Annotated in this window: 15 protein-coding genes; 9 read left to right on the top strand and 6 right to left on the bottom strand. The window is 37.8% G+C overall.

Annotated elements, in window-relative coordinates:
- The first annotated feature begins 282 nt into the window (after positions 1–282).
- Positions 283–477 (top strand): (2Fe-2S)-binding protein, encoded by a 195-nt coding sequence (locus EU510_RS08540; RefSeq protein ID WP_002960627.1) that lies wholly within the window; start codon positions 283–285, stop codon positions 475–477.
- A gap of 66 nt (positions 478–543) precedes the next feature.
- Here the strand turns inward: EU510_RS08540 and bfr (EU510_RS08535) are convergent, their stop codons facing one another.
- The 5 genes from bfr (EU510_RS08535) to EU510_RS08515 form a co-directional block, all read right to left on the bottom strand.
- Entirely contained in the window at positions 544–1,008 is a 465-nt protein-coding gene (gene bfr / locus EU510_RS08535) for a bacterioferritin (RefSeq protein ID WP_002958984.1), read from the bottom strand.
- 12 nt (positions 1,009–1,020) lie between these two features.
- Positions 1,021–1,491, bottom strand: a complete 471-nt coding sequence (bfr, locus tag EU510_RS08530) for a bacterioferritin (RefSeq protein WP_024595020.1) — start codon at positions 1,489–1,491, stop codon at positions 1,021–1,023.
- 274 nt (positions 1,492–1,765) lie between these two features.
- Complete coding sequence (locus EU510_RS08525) at positions 1,766–3,901, bottom strand: TonB-dependent receptor (protein WP_149593122.1); 2,136 nt, start codon at positions 3,899–3,901, stop codon at positions 1,766–1,768.
- Positions 3,902–3,973: 72 nt separating this feature from the next.
- On the bottom strand, positions 3,974–5,044 hold the full coding sequence (locus EU510_RS08520) for a PepSY-associated TM helix domain-containing protein (RefSeq protein WP_149593121.1): 1,071 nt from the start codon (positions 5,042–5,044) through the stop codon (positions 3,974–3,976).
- A 104-nt stretch (positions 5,045–5,148) separates the two neighbouring features.
- On the bottom strand, positions 5,149–6,027 hold the full coding sequence (locus EU510_RS08515) for a cation diffusion facilitator family transporter (RefSeq protein WP_149593120.1): 879 nt from the start codon (positions 6,025–6,027) through the stop codon (positions 5,149–5,151).
- A gap of 251 nt (positions 6,028–6,278) precedes the next feature.
- Here EU510_RS08515 and EU510_RS08510 point away from each other — a divergent pair, with 251 nt between their 5' ends.
- The 8 genes from EU510_RS08510 to EU510_RS08475 all read left to right on the top strand — a co-directional run bounded on the left by EU510_RS08510 (position 6,279) and on the right by EU510_RS08475 (position 16,189).
- The gene (locus tag EU510_RS08510; protein WP_149593119.1) at positions 6,279–11,042 is read left to right on the top strand and encodes a PAS domain-containing protein; all 4,764 of its coding nucleotides are present in this window, start codon (positions 6,279–6,281) and stop codon (positions 11,040–11,042) included.
- Positions 11,043–11,054: 12 nt separating this feature from the next.
- Positions 11,055–11,537, top strand: a complete 483-nt coding sequence (locus tag EU510_RS08505; RefSeq protein WP_149593118.1) for a GNAT family N-acetyltransferase — start codon at positions 11,055–11,057, stop codon at positions 11,535–11,537.
- Positions 11,538–11,616: 79 nt separating this feature from the next.
- On the top strand, positions 11,617–12,123 hold the full coding sequence (locus tag EU510_RS08500; protein WP_149593117.1) for a hypothetical protein: 507 nt from the start codon (positions 11,617–11,619) through the stop codon (positions 12,121–12,123).
- A gap of 23 nt (positions 12,124–12,146) precedes the next feature.
- A complete protein-coding gene (locus EU510_RS08495) occupies positions 12,147–12,758 on the top strand; it encodes a superoxide dismutase (RefSeq protein WP_149593116.1) in 612 nt (203 codons plus the stop codon).
- A 74-nt stretch (positions 12,759–12,832) separates the two neighbouring features.
- A complete protein-coding gene (locus tag EU510_RS08490; protein WP_149593115.1) occupies positions 12,833–14,185 on the top strand; it encodes a DNA-3-methyladenine glycosylase 2 family protein in 1,353 nt (450 codons plus the stop codon).
- Positions 14,185–14,655 carry a methylated-DNA--[protein]-cysteine S-methyltransferase gene (locus EU510_RS08485; RefSeq protein WP_149593114.1) on the top strand — a complete coding sequence of 157 codons (471 nt, stop codon included), beginning with the start codon at positions 14,185–14,187 and terminating at the stop codon, positions 14,653–14,655. Before EU510_RS08490 ends, EU510_RS08485 begins: the two co-directional genes overlap by 1 nt.
- 72 nt (positions 14,656–14,727) lie before the next feature.
- Complete coding sequence (locus tag EU510_RS08480; protein ID WP_149593113.1) at positions 14,728–15,522, top strand: amino acid ABC transporter substrate-binding protein; 795 nt, start codon at positions 14,728–14,730, stop codon at positions 15,520–15,522.
- 82 nt (positions 15,523–15,604) lie between these two features.
- Positions 15,605–16,189 carry a thymidine kinase gene (locus EU510_RS08475; RefSeq protein ID WP_149593112.1) on the top strand — a complete coding sequence of 195 codons (585 nt, stop codon included), beginning with the start codon at positions 15,605–15,607 and terminating at the stop codon, positions 16,187–16,189.
- Here the strand turns inward: EU510_RS08475 and ltaE are convergent.
- The gene (ltaE, locus tag EU510_RS08470; RefSeq protein ID WP_149593111.1) at positions 16,172–17,176 is read right to left on the bottom strand and encodes a low-specificity L-threonine aldolase; all 1,005 of its coding nucleotides are present in this window, start codon (positions 17,174–17,176) and stop codon (positions 16,172–16,174) included. The genes EU510_RS08475 and ltaE overlap by 18 nt on opposite strands.
- Positions 17,177–17,195: the final 19 nt, after the last annotated feature.

The following is a 17,195-nucleotide window of genomic DNA, read 5'->3' as shown; positions in this document are numbered from 1 at the left end:
CTTCGCTTATCCGACCTACACTGGCACAAACTGGGAATCACCCACCCATAAATTTCGTACTTATACATTAAGGTCTTAAAGCCTTAATGTAATTAATCTCAATCTGCGTGCCAAACATTGCTTAAAATTCAAACAACTCTCAAGCTGCCGCGAATTCTCAACTTAAGTGGCACTGGCCAAAAAAAATTCAAAAAACACACACTTTTTCAAATAACAATTGATAACCATTTTCGTTTAGATTAGTATGCACCTACTAAATGAAATTGAGAGTGGTTTGTATTCATGTATATTTGTCTATGTCACGGTGTGACTGATAAAAAAATTGAGCAAACAATTGACGATGGTGCAACGACCATGCGTGAATTAACCAAAGAGCTTAAAGTAGGCAGCCAATGCGGTAAGTGTTGTGGTTGTACTAAAAAGATCCTTAATCGCAGACTTATTCAAATTGCGGATGTAACGGATCAAGTTGCTTAATTACATATTAAAATTTAGATATAAAAAAAGCAGCTTTTTAGCTGCTTTTTTTATGCTTGTTACTATTTACAGTTGAGACTGCAAGTAGTTTTTAATACCCGTATTTTTAATAAGCAATTGTTGAGTTTCTAACCAATCAATTTGCTCTTCTTGTTCATTTAAAATGTGATCAAGGGCTTCGCGGGTAATGTAATCTTTTTTGCTTTCAGCTAGTTTTACTGCGCTACGTAACTCATCAATAGTATCTAGTTCAAAGCTCATATTAGCAGCAATCATTTCTTCGCTGTTTTCACCAATACGTAATCGGCCTAAGTCTTGAAGATTTGGTAAGCCTTCTAAAAACAAAATACGTTCGATTAAACGATCGGCGTTTTTCATTTTTTGAATTGATACTTTGTAATCTGCTTTGTCTAATTGAGTGAAACCAAAATCTTTAAACATGCGTGCATGTAAAAAGTATTGATTAATACCAACAAGCTCATTAGCGAGTACTTTATTAAGCGCTGCAATTACGTCTTTATCGCCTTTCATAGTATGCTCCTACTAAGCCATTTGTGCTTGATGATAATTATCAGAACCAATCTTATCAATTAAGCCAAGTTGTTGTTCTAACCAGTAAACATGATCTTCTTCGGTATCAAATAACAGCTTTTCTAAAATGCTACGAGATTGATAATCTTGCTGCTCTTCACATATTGCGATTACGTCTTTAACACACGCAACTACTTCAAGCTCTAGTGTTAAATCGTTTTGCATCATACTTTTTACGTCGTTACCGATAAGTAAATCACGGCGCTTAGTCATATTTGGTACACCTTCTAAAAACAAGATGCGCTTAATAAGCCAGTCTGCGTGATCTTTTTCTTCTTCCATTTCGTGGTTAAGGCGCTCGTATAGCTTATTTAAACCCCAGTCGTCATACATGCGCGAGTGTATAAAATACTGATCGATTGCTGCTAACTCGTTAGCTAACAATGTATTAAATGCATCGATTACTTTTTGATTACCTTTCATGATAAATCGCCTTAACTATTTCAATTGCATGCAGTGTAGTACAAATAGCCTGTATTGCAAGTTTTCTCTATAAAAATCATTGCTTTACTATTGGTTTTGATTCTTATTTAAGTTTGCGTTACTGCTTGGTTTGTGGACAGTTTTTTATTTGTATTAGTATCTGAGAATGATTACTAGAGGTATTTATAAACAATAAGTTGAGAGACTGCTTTTCATGTTATTTTTTAAATAAATAGGCATGCTGATGATGCCTATTTATTGAGTCTATTAGTAATTAAAACTGGTATTTAGCACCTAGGGTAGCCGTTGTGCCTAATCCTTTGATGTTATAGCCGCCGTAAGTGTAAGATTGTGCGCGGGCAGGGTAGTAATCGCTATTGAACAGGTTTTCGATACCAAAATAGCCACTCCAGCTGGCGTTAACATTGTATTGGCCACTTAAGTTAAATGTGTTGTAGCTACTAACAGGGCCTTGATCGCCAGAGTATTGGCCCTGTGCATTTTTATCAAAACGCTTTCTGTCGCCTACATATAAAAAACTCATTGCAAGTGATAACTTTTCGTTGGTTTGCCATGTTAAATTAGCAGTGGCTTTCGGCGGGCTGATTTGTTTTGCCCCTAAATATTCATCCGCTTCGGTGTTTTTACCTTCTACGTAGCTGTATGTAGCACCTAATTTAAGGTCTTGGTTAATAGTATAATTAACTAAACCTTCGTAACCCCATATTTCTTGAGGTGCGCGTACGGGTTCGTAAACACCCGTTACTTCGTTAAATTCATTACTGGTGCCAAGCTCTGAAGTACTTCTGTACAGTGCAAATTCAAAACGAACGTTTTCAAACTGTGAAGTAAAACCAACTTCGTAGTTGTCAATTATAGATGCTTGTGTCTGAATAAGTGCAATATCGTCAACGGTTGCAGCGCGAAGTAAGCGGCCAATATCAGAAATATCAGATCCCTGTGAATAACTAAAAAATGGGCTGAATGCATCTGTTAAATTGTATTTTATGCCTGCATTATACGTTGTAGCGTCATAGTTTATGGTATCACCACGCACATTTAATGGCACTGAGCATTGCGAAGGGGTTCTACACAGTTTTAATGTTTGGTAATCACTTACGCTCAAATCAATACTTTCGTTTCTTACACCTGCTTTTACAATAATATCGTCGTTTATTAACCATTTGGTTTGTAAAAAGCCAGCCACACTTTCCATGTCCATTTCGGGCACCCACACACGGCCATCTACTAAAGGTTGCGATGTTTTATCGTTTAAGGCATCAATACCGTAGATTAAGGTGGCTGTTACGTTTTCAAAATCAAACTGACTATTAAATGTAGCCCTTGCACCTTGCTTGTCTGATTTAATAACGGATTGGCCACCGGTATAGCCTTCATCGAGGTTAGCTAGGTTAGTGGAGAAAAAGAATACGTTTTCTATATCTTGTTTATAAAGATCGAGGGTCATTTGTGTGTTTTCAAACAACGCGTAATCAACATATTTTAGGGTTATATTTTCGTTGCCATCGGGTCCTTGCGGCTTACCTTGTTTTTGAAGCTCTAAGGGGACATGTATAGCGTATGTTTTTTCCCCTACATTGCCATCACCAGTAACATCGCCCAAATCAGTTTTTTGCTGTGAACTGAAATAGTTATAGCTAAACTGCAGTTGCTTTTCGTCGTCAAAATCATAAGTTAGTTTGGTAAAATAGTTTTGAGTCTCAGAGTCTGATAAACCATATTGCAAGCCTAAAATATCGCCCTCTGCATCGCGTTGTACGCCATTTTCTTCATAGCTTGCTGTTAACAGGTAGCTTAGTTTTTCGAACTTACCGTTTACTGCAGCCGCTATTCTGCCGCCACCACTTTCTGCTAACTTAACAGCGCTAAAGCGGCTTAAAATACTTATTTCGCCTTCAGGTTTACCATCACTGCGAGCCTGTTTTGTTATGTAGTTAATAATGCCACCTGAGGCACCATTACCATAAATAGACGTTGCGCCTTTTATTACTTCAATGCGCGCTATGGCACTTGCATCAAGTGTTTTTACGCCTAAAGAACCATTACGAAGAGGAGTTGATTGCGGTACACCATCAATCATTATTAATGGCGCGCGGCCGCGTAGCGTTTGTCCTGAATTACTTGAGCTGCCTGTATTTGGGGCGAGCCCTGGAACCATTTGCGCGAGTAAACTTCCCAGTTCTGAGCTTACTTTTAAATGCTGTTGTATTTGTTGCTGATTAATAACGGTAATCGAGGCAGGTACTTCGTCAATGCTTTCTGATATGCGGCTGCCTGAAACAATGACATGCTCAAATTGATCAGAAGTGGATTCATTTTTATTATTTTCATTGGCTAGAGTGTTAGTACTTATTGCAACAGCAATAAGGCAAAGCGAAGTTTTTAACATGAGGAGTCTTAGTTGATAATAATTAACGTAATGGTAATTATTATCAACTAGCGGCGCAAGTGTTAATGATATTTATTTCCATTTATGGCGTTTTAACCAAAAATATACACCGCTTACAATAAAAAATGCGAGTGAAAGGGCTATTAATAACCATAAAAACTGCACAATAGGACCTGCAAAATCACCAATGTGAAACTTATACTTAAAGTTCCATGCTTGTGTTGTGAAGTTGGTTTTACTGGCGTCGAATGAGTTTAATACTTTACCCGTAAATGGGTTAGTCCAAACCCAGCTGTAAGCGTGGCTTTCGCCAGGGTTTTGCATTCTCAGTGCAATTGCTTCGTCATTCTTTTTAGGTAAGTAAATTCTATATAATTTACCGTCTGGAAATACGTTCTCTGCATTTTTAATTGCTTCATTGTAGTTTAATGCAGCTTGAGAAGGTGTTATTACTTTTGGTGCTTTAGGTCTTTGTTCTACCTTGTTAAAGGTCACAAATTCTAATACTGATTGTGTTTGTGTTTTCCAGTTAAATGCCATACCAGTAAAGGCAATCAGCATGAGCGGTATAAAAAAGTAAACACCAAGCACTGTATGTAATTGATACATGAGCACTCTAAATTTGGCTTTTGGTTTTATAGCTAAACGTTTAACTCTGTTTTTAGGCTTTACCCATAAATAAAAACCCAGTAATACATTTATTAAAAGCAGCAATGCACACACCGACATCCAATTTCGAAAGGTTTTTTCACCTTCACTGTTTTCAAACAACAGCCAACGATGTAATCCCATAGCAAACCCATAAATCGTGTCTGTTGATTCATAAACGTTTAGTACATCCCCTGAGTAGGGGTTAACGCTGGCGTAGTGTTTATTGGCTAACCTAAATTGCCATGCGGCGTTTGGCGCTTGTTCGGGCATAAAAAAGGTGATTTTTTGCTTAGTTTGAGCTTGTACGTCTTGTATAAGTTCATCGTAAGGCATTAAGTTTTTTTTGGGTGTAACTTGCCATTTTGCGGGTTCTATTAAGTGCTGTATGTCTTTTGCATAAATCATAACAGCACCGGTTAGGCTCACTATTAATAAAAATAGTCCGCTAATAAGGGCAAGGCCTAAATGAATTCTACGTAACCAAAGTTTCAAAAACGGTATCTCATTATGAGTTAATGGCAATATTGTAAATGATAATACGAGCTGTTTTCAATTAAATAAGTTGTGTATTTGGTTTAGCTTGTTATTTAAAAACATTAAATTATGCTTTTATTTGTAATAGATTGGGTTTCTATTATGCAATTTTCGATTTTAAAATTGTCGTGCAAAAAACTTTTAACTGCGGCTAAATCAATTACGTGCTGAGTGCTAATAATAAGCTCGCAATAATTTTCTTTATCGTCTAGTTGCCAAAGCTTGATGCTCATTACCGATTCGATATTAAATTCACTACTAATTGCATGTGATATTGCGTGTGTATCAATGTTGCTAGGCGCTGCTTGCATTAAAATTTTACAGCTTTGCTTTAATAGTAAAATGCCATGATAAATTACATAAAGAGAAATAAGCACAGTGGCAATTAAATCAACAATATACCACTGGTATAAAATAATTAAGGTGCCCGCAATAATAACAACAATAGATGCCATTGCATCTGATACGTTATGAATAAAGGCCGCTTTTATATTTATACTGTGATTTGCGCCAGCTCGGTAGGTTAAAAATGCGGTTGCTAAATCAATAACCAATGCTATTACGGCTACCCACACAACTATCCAGCCATTGATTGGTTGAGGGTTTACGTAGCTCGAAATGGCTTCAAAAATTAAATACACACCAATTAATATCAATGTACTGCTATTAAAAAGTGTGGCAAGTATTTCAGCGCGTTTATAGCCAAAATGATGAGTGTTGTCCGCTGGTTTATTACCAATTTTACGTGCAACCAAAGCTATAAATATAGCGCCAGCATCACTTAAATTATGAAGGGCGTCGGCTATAAGTGACAAACTACCCGAAAATATCCCGCCAATAATTTGGGCTATGGTTAGCAACACATTAATAACCACAGCAACGGTGAGCTGTTTATCGCTTTGGCTTTCGTCTACATGACAATGTGAGTGATCGTGCGCCATAATGTCCTCAAATGTATTAATTGAATATTGCTTATATCATGGCTGGTTTAAAACCGCTACAGATGCGGTAGGGTCAATAAATCTAATTATAAGCTAGTAATAAAGACGTATATTTTAAAAAGTGTGAATTTAATCTTGTAACGCTAAACACCCATTTTTTAAGGAGTTTACGGCTCAAAACTTGCGTCTTTATATATTTAGTGCATTAATGTAAGTAATATTAAATGATTAAAAGCTGCTGGGTATTAAGCATGGACAAAGGTTTAAACTTTGGTGAATTAACAGGTAAAGGACAATCTGTTCGAAGTAAGTTAATTATAACCTTTATAATTATAGCCTTAGGGCCTCTTTGTATACTTACTTGGTTTAGTCTTGAACACGTAAATAGCACCCTTAAACAAAATGCAGACACTGAACTAAACGAGCTTAATAATATAGGTAAGCAATTTGCTGATATTTGGTTTGCGGACCATGTTAAAGACCTATATTTGCTTAGGGAACAGTTTGATATTAGCCCTGCTAAAAAACAAAAATTAATCAGTCAATTTGTTGAGCAGTACGACTTTGTCAATAATGTAGAGCTTATTGATGTAGACCTCGTTAATTCACTCCCCACATCCCCCTTTTTTAATGTTATTAAAGATCAACGCTTTAACGACATTCGTTCTGGTATTAAAAACACAGGTAAAATTCAATTTCAGTCAATGACTGTCTCAGGGCGTGAGTATCATATTATTGGTTTACCGGTGTTAAATGGCGAAAATAAGTTACAAACCATCTTGCTCGCAGATATAAATTTAAACGGCTTATTGGATAATCTAAGTAAAATACACACAGCTAATAAAGACATAACATTTTATGTTATGCACAATAATCAAATTCAAAAAAGTAATAATACAGACGATACCCAACCACTATTTTTCTCTCAAAGCGGCTCACCAACACAACGTGTTTTTTCTTATAGTAATAAAGATGAAGCCATTTTATATGGGTATATTAATTCTTTAGAGTTTTTAAATGAATCTGGTTGGCAATTACTTGTATCAAAACCAAAAAACGTTGCATTGCAAGGGTCTAATTATTATAAGCAGCTCGCTATATTAACAAATATGGGGGCGTTACTACTTATATTAACGTCGTCGTGGTGGTTTGGTCGTCGGCTTTCTCGACCTTTAATTAACTTAGCTAAAATTGTTGAAAACATTACCAAAGGTGATGTGATTAAAGTGCCAATAATAAACGACAGCATAGAGTTTAATCAGCTTTCATTAGGCCTGCGTAAGTTAGTGGCCGTAAAAGCAGAACAGCAAAGTATACTGCAAAAACAACGCTCTGCACTTCAAATTGCATTAAAACAATTAGCTGAGCAAAAAAGCGCATTAGATGAACATGCCATTGTTGCAGTAACTGATTTGCATGGCACCATTACTTTTGTAAATAAGAAATTTTGTGAAATTAGTGGCTACGATGAATATGAATTAATAGGTCAAAACCATCGTATTTTAAATTCTGGAAAGCACGAAAAAGAATTTTTTAAAAATATGTATAAAACCCTCAAACGCGGAGATGTATGGAACGGGCAAATATGCAATAAAGCGAAGCATGGTGGCATATATTGGGTAGATACGACGATTGCGCCATTTTTAGATGAAAGCGGTAAACCGCAAAGCTATATTGCTATTCGTACCGATATGACCGCGCTTAAACTACAAGAGCTAGAGCTTGAGCAACATAAAACACAGTTGCAGTTAGTGATAGATACAACTGCTGTAGGTATTTGGGATTGGTATATTGATACTAACTTAGTTGTTTTAAATAACCGTTGGGCTGAAATTATAGGGTATAAACTGAGTGATCTAGAACCTTGTACAATACAAACGTGGTATAAATTTGCTCACCCAGAGGATTTAATTGAATCAGACTTAAAGCTAAAAGCGCACTTTGCTGGTGAAACAGATTACTACGAAAGTGAAGCGCGTATGAAGCATAAAAAGGGCCATTGGGTGTGGGTGCTTGATACAGCTAAAGTGGTTGAATGGAATAGTGATGGTTCGCCTAAGCGAATGATAGGCACTCACTTAGATATCTCAGACAAAAAAGCAACTGAACTTGAACTGCAAGGAAGCCGAGATAGATTTGAATCTTTAGTATCAAATACCCCTGGCATTATTTATCGTTGTAAGTTTGATGATAAATTAAGCACGCTTTATATGAGTGAGCAAGCAAGTGAGATAACAGGTTATTCACCTGATGAGTTAATACATAACGAAACACTCAACTTTTTTGATTTAATATGCGAAGACGATTCTAAAAAAATAAAAGCTGAAATTTTACGCTGTGCCAGTGCTAAGCAGTCATGGTCTGTTGAGTATAGAATTACAGCCCGCGATGGCTCAGTGCATTGGGTAAACGAAAAAGGCCAAGCGATTTACGCAGATGATGGCAACATATTGCATTTAGATGGCTTTATTTTAGATATTACAGAGCGTTATAACACACAACTAGAAATAAAACGTCAGCAAAGCCTATTAGAATCAATGAGTAAACAAGGTCAAATTGGCGCATGGGAAATGGACTTAGAAGCGCATACGCTTTATTGGTCTGATGAGGTTAAGGTGATTCATGAGGTCCCTGAAGATTTTGAACCGAATATAGATACTGCCATTGAGTTTTATAAACCAGGTGTACATCAAGATACTATAAATACTCTGTTTGAATGCGCTGTTACGCTTGGAGAGAGTTGGAGTGTTGAACTTATTATTTTAACTTATACAGGGCAGGAGCGCTGGGTTAAATCGATGGGGCAAACAGAGTTTAAAGATGGTAAATGTGTGCGTGTTTTTGGCTCATTTCAAAGTATCGATGCACATAAACGCCTTGAACTTGAAAGCGAAAAAGCCAACAGATATAACAAAAACTTAGCCGCGCTTACGGTTGCACCTGAAGTACAAAATAGTGATGTAGAGCAAGTTAAAAAGCTAGCGGTTAAATCTATGTGTGAAGTGCTAAATGTTGCACGTGCTTCGGTATGGATTTTTAACGAACAACGAGACGCAATGGCGTGTCAAAGTTTATATATAGATGGTCAAGGGTTTGTAGATACAGATGCTGTTTTAACAGCCAAAGATTACCCTACTTATTATGATGCCATCTATATGCATAATTTAGTGGCTATTGATGATGTTTATACTCACCCGGCAACTGTTGATTTTATAGAAGCGTATGCAAAACCACTAAACATTAAATCTATGCTTGGTGCCGTTATAGCAACAGGCGATGGTAATTTAGGTATTTTATGTGCTGAAACCGTTGGCGAGCACCACTATTGGACGCAAAGTGAAGAAACCTATCTTCGATCATTAGCTACTTTAGTGGGTAGTACTTTAGTTTCTCAAAAACGAAAAGTAATTAGTGAAGAGCTTAAAGTTGCGCTTGTGAAAGCAGAGGATGCAGCTATTGCTAAGAGTCAGTTTTTAGCAACCATGAGCCATGAAATCAGAACGCCAATGAATGGTGTACTCGGTATGCTAGAACTTGTTCAATTAGAGTCATTATCTAAACCAATAGAAACAAAAGTAGATATAGCCAAAAAAAGTGCACATTCTTTATTGGGTGTAATTAACGATATTTTAGATTTCTCTAAAGCTGAAGCAGGTAAAATCGAGCTTGAAGAGATTAACTTTAATGGACGTGATTTAATTGGTGAAGTTGCTGCTGCACAAGCATTTACAGCTCAAGATAAAGGTATTGAAATTATTTTGGATCTGGTAGCGCTGGAACCTTCGCAGTTATGCGGCGATCCTGGGCGCATTCGCCAAGTAATCACTAATTTATTGAGCAACGCGGTTAAGTTTACGAGTAAAGGCGAGGTCGTTGTAAGCGCGAAAATTAATAAAGTAGTTCAAGGTTTAGAGTTTGTTGTAAGTATAAAGGACTCAGGCATAGGAATAAGTTTAGAAAAACAAGAGCAATTATTTACTCCGTTTTCTCAAGTCGATGCATCAACAACGCGTGAATATGGAGGCAGTGGCTTAGGGCTGGCTATTTGTAAGCAGCTTTGTGAGCTAATGGGGGGAGCCATCTCTCTCACTAGCGAAGCCGGTAAAGGGAGTACCTTTACTGCCACTATAATGCTAACTCCGGGAGATCAAAAAGAACGTTATATTCCAAATATTAATATGGAAGAGCTAACCGTTCTGGTTGTTGATGATAACGAGACAAATCGAATTGTAATTTCACAACAGCTTGAACATTGGGGCGCTAAGGTTGCACTTGCATGTGATGCGCATCAAGCACTTGATATGTGTGCGCAGCAGTATAAAAGTAACAATTGCATGTATGATATTGCAGTCCTTGACATGCAAATGCCAGAGATGGATGGCATAGAGCTGTGTAAAGCACTAAAAGCACATGAACATTATAAATTAATGCCACTTGTAATGATGACTAGTATCGCTGGTATGGAAGGTGCGCAGCGCTATTCTAATGCAGGTTTTCAGGCATATTTCCCCAAACCTGTAACCACAGCCGATTTAATTTCTGCACTGTCAGTGATAACAAGTAATGATGCAGACGAGACACTCCCACTTGTTACGTCAGGCTATATTTCTTCTCTTAAAAAAGAACAGGTGCAGGCATCTACCCAAATATTACTTGTAGAGGATAATCCAATTAATCGGCAAGTGGCTACATTAATGCTCAAAAAGCTTAATTGCGACGTTACAATTGCCGAAAATGGTCAATTGGCAATTGATATATTAGAGTCTCATGATTCTGGCTTTTTTAAATTGGTACTTATGGATTGCCAAATGCCAGTTTTGGATGGGTTTGGGGCAACAGCAGCTATACGCGAAGGGGGAGCGGGTGAGCAACATAAAAATATAAAAATTATTGCCCTTACTGCTAATGCAATGAACTCCGATAAAGAGCGTTGTATAACAGCAGGCATGGACGATTACTTGAGTAAACCTATTCAATTAGATATTTTAAAAGATAAATTAGAGCAGTATATTTAAGGTAAAAATACAATGAGCCAACCCATTATAATACGTGATGCAAAACCAAGTGATGCAAAAACAATTTTGCACTTTATTACCGAACTTGCCATATATGAAAAAGAACCGGATGCAGTTAAAACAGACGAACAGGCTATTTTAGATACCCTGTTTAGTGACGGTGCAACTGCGCACAGCATAATTTGTTTAGAAGGTGATGAGCCAATTGGTTTTGCGGTCTATTTTTATAATTACTCTACCTGGTTAGGTAAAAATGGCCTATACCTTGAAGATTTATACGTAAGCCCAGATAGCCGTGGCAATGGTGCTGGTAAAGCCATTATGAAGCACTTAGCTAATAAGGCGATTAGCAATAACTGTGGTCGGTTTGAATGGGTGGTTTTAGATTGGAATAAACCCGCTATCGATTTTTACAATAGCATTGGTGCAAAGCCGCAAAACGAATGGATAATATATCGCTTAACAGGGCAGGAATTACTAGATTTCGCTAAATAGTTAATGAAAATCATTTGCATTTGAGTTTTTGGGTGTGTAAGTTAACTACACGCCCATAAATAAACGTGCAGATGATTATATGATCTCAAATCAAAAACAATCCCACTCAGATTTACTTTATCTTAATCAAGCATTAAGCCCTTGGCAGTCGAATATAATGCAAGGTAATTATGCATTTGAACAAGGTGCACTTCTCGAAGCCCGCGATAAATACTTATTAGCTAAAACACTTGCAGAGCATCTTCTTCAGCAGTTTTTATATGCTCAGATTAATAACAATGTCATTCATGCTATTGAGCATTGCATACCCGCACTTGTTGTTGCCTCGCATAATTTAGCTGATACCTATATAGCTATGCAGCAGCCTGAAAATGCATGCAAATGGCTATGCGAAGTACACTTAACACTCTGTTCACTAACTGAGCATACTCATTACGATATACAAAAAGTGAGTAAGCATCATTACACTAAAACGTCCTCTGAACTTGTATCATTTGCAAGACGCTATCATTTTTTACCTGAGCTAATAGAGCAAGTGAATTTTTGCTTATGCTCACAGAGTACTACAAACAATCAACTGCACTAATTTAAAAGATAAAGGAGTAATTTATGGCGTTTACTTTGCCTGCACTTAACTATGAGTACGATGCGCTTGAGCCCCATATTGATGGTAAAACAATGCATATTCATCATACTTTACATCATCAAACCTATATCAATAAAGCTAATGCTGCTTTAGCGAATACACTGTTTGCTGATTTAGATGCCGAAAAGTTATTGAGAGAGATTAATGGCTTACCAAATGATTTACAAAAAGCAGTACAAGAGCATGTAGGGGGGCATTTTAATCACAGCTTATTTTGGCAAGTAATGAGCCCACAAGGAGGAGGTGAACCTGAAGGTAGTGTAGCTCAGGCAATAAATGAACAGTTTGGCAGTTTTGATAAGTTTAAAGAGGAATTTACAGCTGCTGCAATTAGCCAATTTGGCAGTGGTTGGGCGTGGCTATGTGTAACACCAGATGAAAAGCTGATTGTAGAAAATAGTGCTAATCAAGATAGTCCTTTAATGCAGGGAAATACCCCTATTTTAGGACTTGATGTATGGGAGCATGCTTATTATTTGAAGTATCAAAATAAACGTCCTGACTATATTGCCGCTTTTTATAATGTAATTAATTGGACTGAAGTTGAAAAACGCTACTTAGCCGCAGTAAGTTGAGTGCCGAATATGGCTAGTAATACAGTTTATTTTCTATAAGCTAGGCTCTATTAGATTAATTTATAGAGCCGTTTATGGACACTTCACATTGGCAAAAAGCACGTCAGAGTCGCGATCCTCGTTTTGATGGGCTTTTTTACGTAGCGGTAAAAAGTACGGGTATTTATTGCAGACCTATTTGCCCTGCACCAACGGCTCACGAAAAAAACGTTGCTTATTATCAGTTTGCCCATAACGCGGCGCAAGATGGTTTTAGGCCGTGTATCCGATGCAGGCCCGATAGTGCCCCAGGTAGTGCTGCATGGCAGGGTACAAAAACAACTGCACTTAGAGCAAAACAGTTAATAGATCAAAATGATGAACACGACTGCGAAAATCTAGCAGCTCGTTTAGGTATAAGTAGTCGTTATTTAAGGCAGTTGTTTAAGCAGTATTTTGGCGTGTCGATTACGCAATATCGATTATTTAACCAATGCCACTTTGCTAAAAAACTGATTCAAGAAACACACTTACCCCTCACCGAAATAGCGTTTGCCGCAGGCTTTAAAAGCATTAGGCGTTTTAATGATGCATTTTTACAGCAGTTAAATATAGCTCCCTCAAAGCTGCGCAGTGGCGATAAAAAACCAACATCAACACTCACGTTAACGCTACCATTTAGGCCGCCTTATAATTGGCCTGCTTTGCAGGGCTTTTTACAAAGGCGCTTAATAAAACCAATGGAGTGGATAACGCAAACGAGCTACGGGCGTACTTTTGCAAGTGAGAAATATAAAGGAAGCTTTACCGCTGAATTTATAGCGAGTAAAAACCACTTTAGTGTATCTATCAATATAGACAATACGGTGTACTTACAACCTGTTATAAACAATATACGCCGTGTGCTTGATTTAGATGCCGATATTAATTTAATTGAAACGCATTTAAGCGCTAATATAAACAATGCGTTTACAGTGTGTGAAGGACTCAGGCTTCCTGGGATTTGGTCAAGTTTTGAAGCCGGCATAAGGGCGGTACTTGGGCAACAAGTGAGTGTTACTGCGGCGCATAATTTAGTAACAAAGTTAGTGGATGAATTAGGCGAAAAAGAGGGCGATGCCGTCTATTTTCCTACGGCTAAAATTGTTGCTAATAGTGATTTTGCATTTTTTAAAATGCCACAAGCACGCAAAAATGCGCTACACAACTTAGCCCAGTTTTGTGCACTAAATCCTGAAAATGACGATTTAGACGAATGGCTTAGCTTAAAGGGAATTGGCCCATGGACAGTAAATTATGCAAAGCTACGAGGGCAAAGCCAACCCGATATACTACTTGATGGCGACTTAGGTGTTAAAAAAGCTCAAGCGGCGGCAAACCCTTTTGAGCCTGCTAATTGCGCTCCTTTTCGCTCTTACTTAACTTTTCAACTTTGGCAGCAATTATAGTGATTATTCAAACATCCATTTCAAGCCCGATAGACGACATAGTTATTCAAGCGACTGATAAAGGCGTGAGTTACGTTGGTTTTTATCCACCAGTTGCTCACCCTCATACGGCACTTGAGCAAGTCACTAACAAAGCGGTGCTTATTTGCGCTGCGCAGTTAAACGAGTACTTCGCTAAAAAGCGTACTACGTTTGATGTACCACTTGATACGAACGGTACGGTATTTCAGCAAAATGTATGGCAAGCACTATTAACAGTACCTTTTGGACAGTCACAAACATACGGCTATATTGCAAATCAACTCAATAACCCAAAAGCGGTGAGAGCGGTAGGCGCTGCGAATGGTAAAAATCCGATTAGTATTATTGTGCCGTGTCACCGAATTATTGGCGCAAATGCAAAGTTAACGGGCTATGCTGGTGGGCTTGATAGGAAACTGTGGTTGCTGAAACACGAAGGATTAATGTAAATTATTTGATAAAATATAGTCAGTCTGCTTAACTCAACCTATAATTTAAATAACCAACTAATAAAAATTATTATGCGTATTAATAGCTTAGTGTACTTTTTTATTGCCAGTTTAATGTTTACCGCTACTGCATTTAGCAAACCGCAGAGTCTCGTGTTTTGTTACGAAGACAAAAACATAGCTCCTATGTTTTTAGGTGAAGGACAAAATACGCCAACGGATAAACCCGGTGCATCAATTGAAATACTCCAACAACTTGATTTAGCATTGCCTGATGTAGAAATATCATATGTAAGAAAGCCATGGCGTAGATGCTTAAACGATTTAGAATTTAATCGTGTTGATGCCGTTATTGCGAGTTATCGCAAAGGGCGAGAAAATTTTGCTGTTTACCCTGTAAATGAGCAAGGTAAATTACAAAATGACTATGCAATAAGTGAATTTGGTAGCTGCCTTATAGGGCGTTATAAATTTCATAAAGAGTGGGAGACGCGCGAAGTATTTCAAAATAAAGCTTTTACGATAGCTATTCCTAATGGTTATGGGTTAAATAGCGCGTTAAAAGAAGAACCATTTTTTATTCATAATACGTTTTCTAAAAGCAAAGCTTTTGAGTTGCTAGATAAGGGAGTGGTGCAAGCGAGCGTTGATCTATGCCAAGTAGATGGCTTAAAAGTGTCTAGTTATCCGTATGAGGGTAATAATGTTAAACCGATTTACCCACCGTACGAAACCAGCCATGGTTATCTTGTATTTTCAAAAAAATTCTATGAAGAAAATAACACTCTAAGCTTGCAAATGTGGCAGTGGTTATCAAAATTTGAAAGTGCGCCTGTGTATATTAAATATTTACAAACACTTAAATAACCTCATTAAATTCGCGTTTGTAAATTGGTATTAATTTAATATTAAGGTAGCATAAGCGCACTTTTTATAAAATGGCACCGCAATGGCTCAATTATACTTTTACTACTCTGCAATGAATGCAGGTAAATCAACCACGTTATTACAATCTGCATTCAATTATAAAGAACGTGGCATGGAACCTGTCATCCTTACTGCTGCCATTGATGATAGACAAGGCGTAGGTAAAGTATCGTCTCGTATAGGTTTGCAAGCTGATGCGCATGTATTTGATGCTAGTAAAGATGTTTTTGACCTTATTCAATCACTCAACAATGATAAAAAGCGCCATTGTGTGTTAGTTGACGAGTGCCAATTTTTATCAAAAGAACAAGTAATGCAATTAACCGATGTGGTTGATGAACTCGGTATACCGGTATTGTGTTATGGCTTGCGTAACGACTTTAGAGGCGAGTTATTTATAGGGTCGCAATATTTGCTTGCGTGGGCTGATAAGTTAGTTGAGCTTAAAACTGTATGCCACTGCGGGCGCAAAGCTAACCATGTACTGCGTACTGATGAAAATGGTGATGCAATAGCCGATGGTAACCAAGTAGAAATTGGCGGCAATGACCGATACGTTTCGGTATGCCGCAAACATTATAAAGCCGCTTTAAATATGGGCCGATAAAGCATTTATAAATGTATCAATATCTTCGCGCGTAATATCTAAATGCGTAACTAGCCTAAGCTGCTTGCTTGGGCTAAATAATATGCCTTGTTGTTTAAGCGCTTCAGCAATTTCTTCAATATTTATACTGCTACTGTATGTTGCGTAAACCATATTAGTGGTGTTACTCATATCGACAGTAAAACCATTTATCTCACTTAATTGTTGAGCCAAATAACGCGCATTTTCATGATCGTCTTTTAAGCGCTCTACATTGTGCTCAAGTGCAAACTGCCCAGCGGCTGCAAGCATTCCGACTTGGCGCATACCGCCACCAAGTACTTTTCTCCATCGCCTTGCTTTGTTAATAAGTGTTGGTGAGCCTAATAGTAAAGAGCCTACGGGCGCACCCAAACCTTTAGATAAACAAATAGAAACTGAGTCAAAGTGCTTTGTAATTTCAGTGATATCAACTTTTTGCTCAACGGCGGCATTAAAAGCACGTGCGCCGTCTAAGTGCAGCGCTAAATTATGTGTGTCAACAAAGTCACGTGCTTGGGCTAAGTACTCAAGCGGGAGTACCTTTCCGCCTATGGTATTCTCTAAGCTGAGCAATCGCGTTTTTGCAAAATGGCAATCGTCTGGTTTTATAGCCGTCGCTATTTTACTAAAAGGGATACTGCCATCAGCATTGTTTTCGATAGGCTGTGGTTGCACAGACCCTAAAACGGCTGCTCCTCCGCCCTCAAACTTATAGTTATGTGCATTTTGGCCACAAATGTATTCGTCACCTCGCTCACAATGCGCCATTATTGCAAGTAAGTTGGCTTGTGTACCTGAGCTACAATAAAGAGCGGCTTTAAAGTTAAAACGTTTACACGCATAAGCTTCTAGTCGGTTAACGCTTTCATCATCACCATATACATCGTCACCAACCGGTGCGTTGTACATAATATCGCGCATTTCTTTTGTTGGTTTTGTAACTGTATCAGAGCGAAAATCTATCATGATTGCCTTATCCTTTTTA

Source organism: Pseudoalteromonas sp. FUC4 (assembly GCF_008370255.1).
Lineage (GTDB): Bacteria > Pseudomonadota > Gammaproteobacteria > Enterobacterales > Alteromonadaceae > Pseudoalteromonas.
Note: the sequence above shows the minus strand (reverse complement) of the source record. Positions and strands in the feature narration are given on the sequence as shown.

Excerpts from the sequence above, each read along its gene's own strand:
- EU510_RS08490 (WP_149593115.1), top strand. The coding sequence starts at position 12,833 with ATGGACACTTCACATTGGCAAAAAGCACGTCAGAGTCGCGATCCTCGT.
- EU510_RS08510 (WP_149593119.1), top strand. The coding sequence starts at position 6,279 with ATGGACAAAGGTTTAAACTTTGGTGAATTAACAGGTAAAGGACAATCT.
- EU510_RS08475 (WP_149593112.1), top strand. The coding sequence starts at position 15,605 with ATGGCTCAATTATACTTTTACTACTCTGCAATGAATGCAGGTAAATCA.
- ltaE (WP_149593111.1), bottom strand. The coding sequence starts at position 17,176 with ATGATAGATTTTCGCTCTGATACAGTTACAAAACCAACAAAAGAAATG.
- bfr (WP_002958984.1), bottom strand. The coding sequence starts at position 1,008 with ATGAAAGGCGATAAAGACGTAATTGCAGCGCTTAATAAAGTACTCGCT.
- EU510_RS08505 (WP_149593118.1), top strand. The coding sequence starts at position 11,055 with ATGAGCCAACCCATTATAATACGTGATGCAAAACCAAGTGATGCAAAA.
- EU510_RS08525 (WP_149593122.1), bottom strand. The coding sequence starts at position 3,901 with ATGTTAAAAACTTCGCTTTGCCTTATTGCTGTTGCAATAAGTACTAAC.
- EU510_RS08500 (WP_149593117.1), top strand. The coding sequence starts at position 11,617 with ATGATCTCAAATCAAAAACAATCCCACTCAGATTTACTTTATCTTAAT.
- EU510_RS08540 (WP_002960627.1), top strand. The coding sequence starts at position 283 with ATGTATATTTGTCTATGTCACGGTGTGACTGATAAAAAAATTGAGCAA.
- EU510_RS08495 (WP_149593116.1), top strand. The coding sequence starts at position 12,147 with ATGGCGTTTACTTTGCCTGCACTTAACTATGAGTACGATGCGCTTGAG.
- bfr (WP_024595020.1), bottom strand. The coding sequence starts at position 1,491 with ATGAAAGGTAATCAAAAAGTAATCGATGCATTTAATACATTGTTAGCT.
- EU510_RS08515 (WP_149593120.1), bottom strand. The coding sequence starts at position 6,027 with ATGGCGCACGATCACTCACATTGTCATGTAGACGAAAGCCAAAGCGAT.
- EU510_RS08480 (WP_149593113.1), top strand. The coding sequence starts at position 14,728 with ATGCGTATTAATAGCTTAGTGTACTTTTTTATTGCCAGTTTAATGTTT.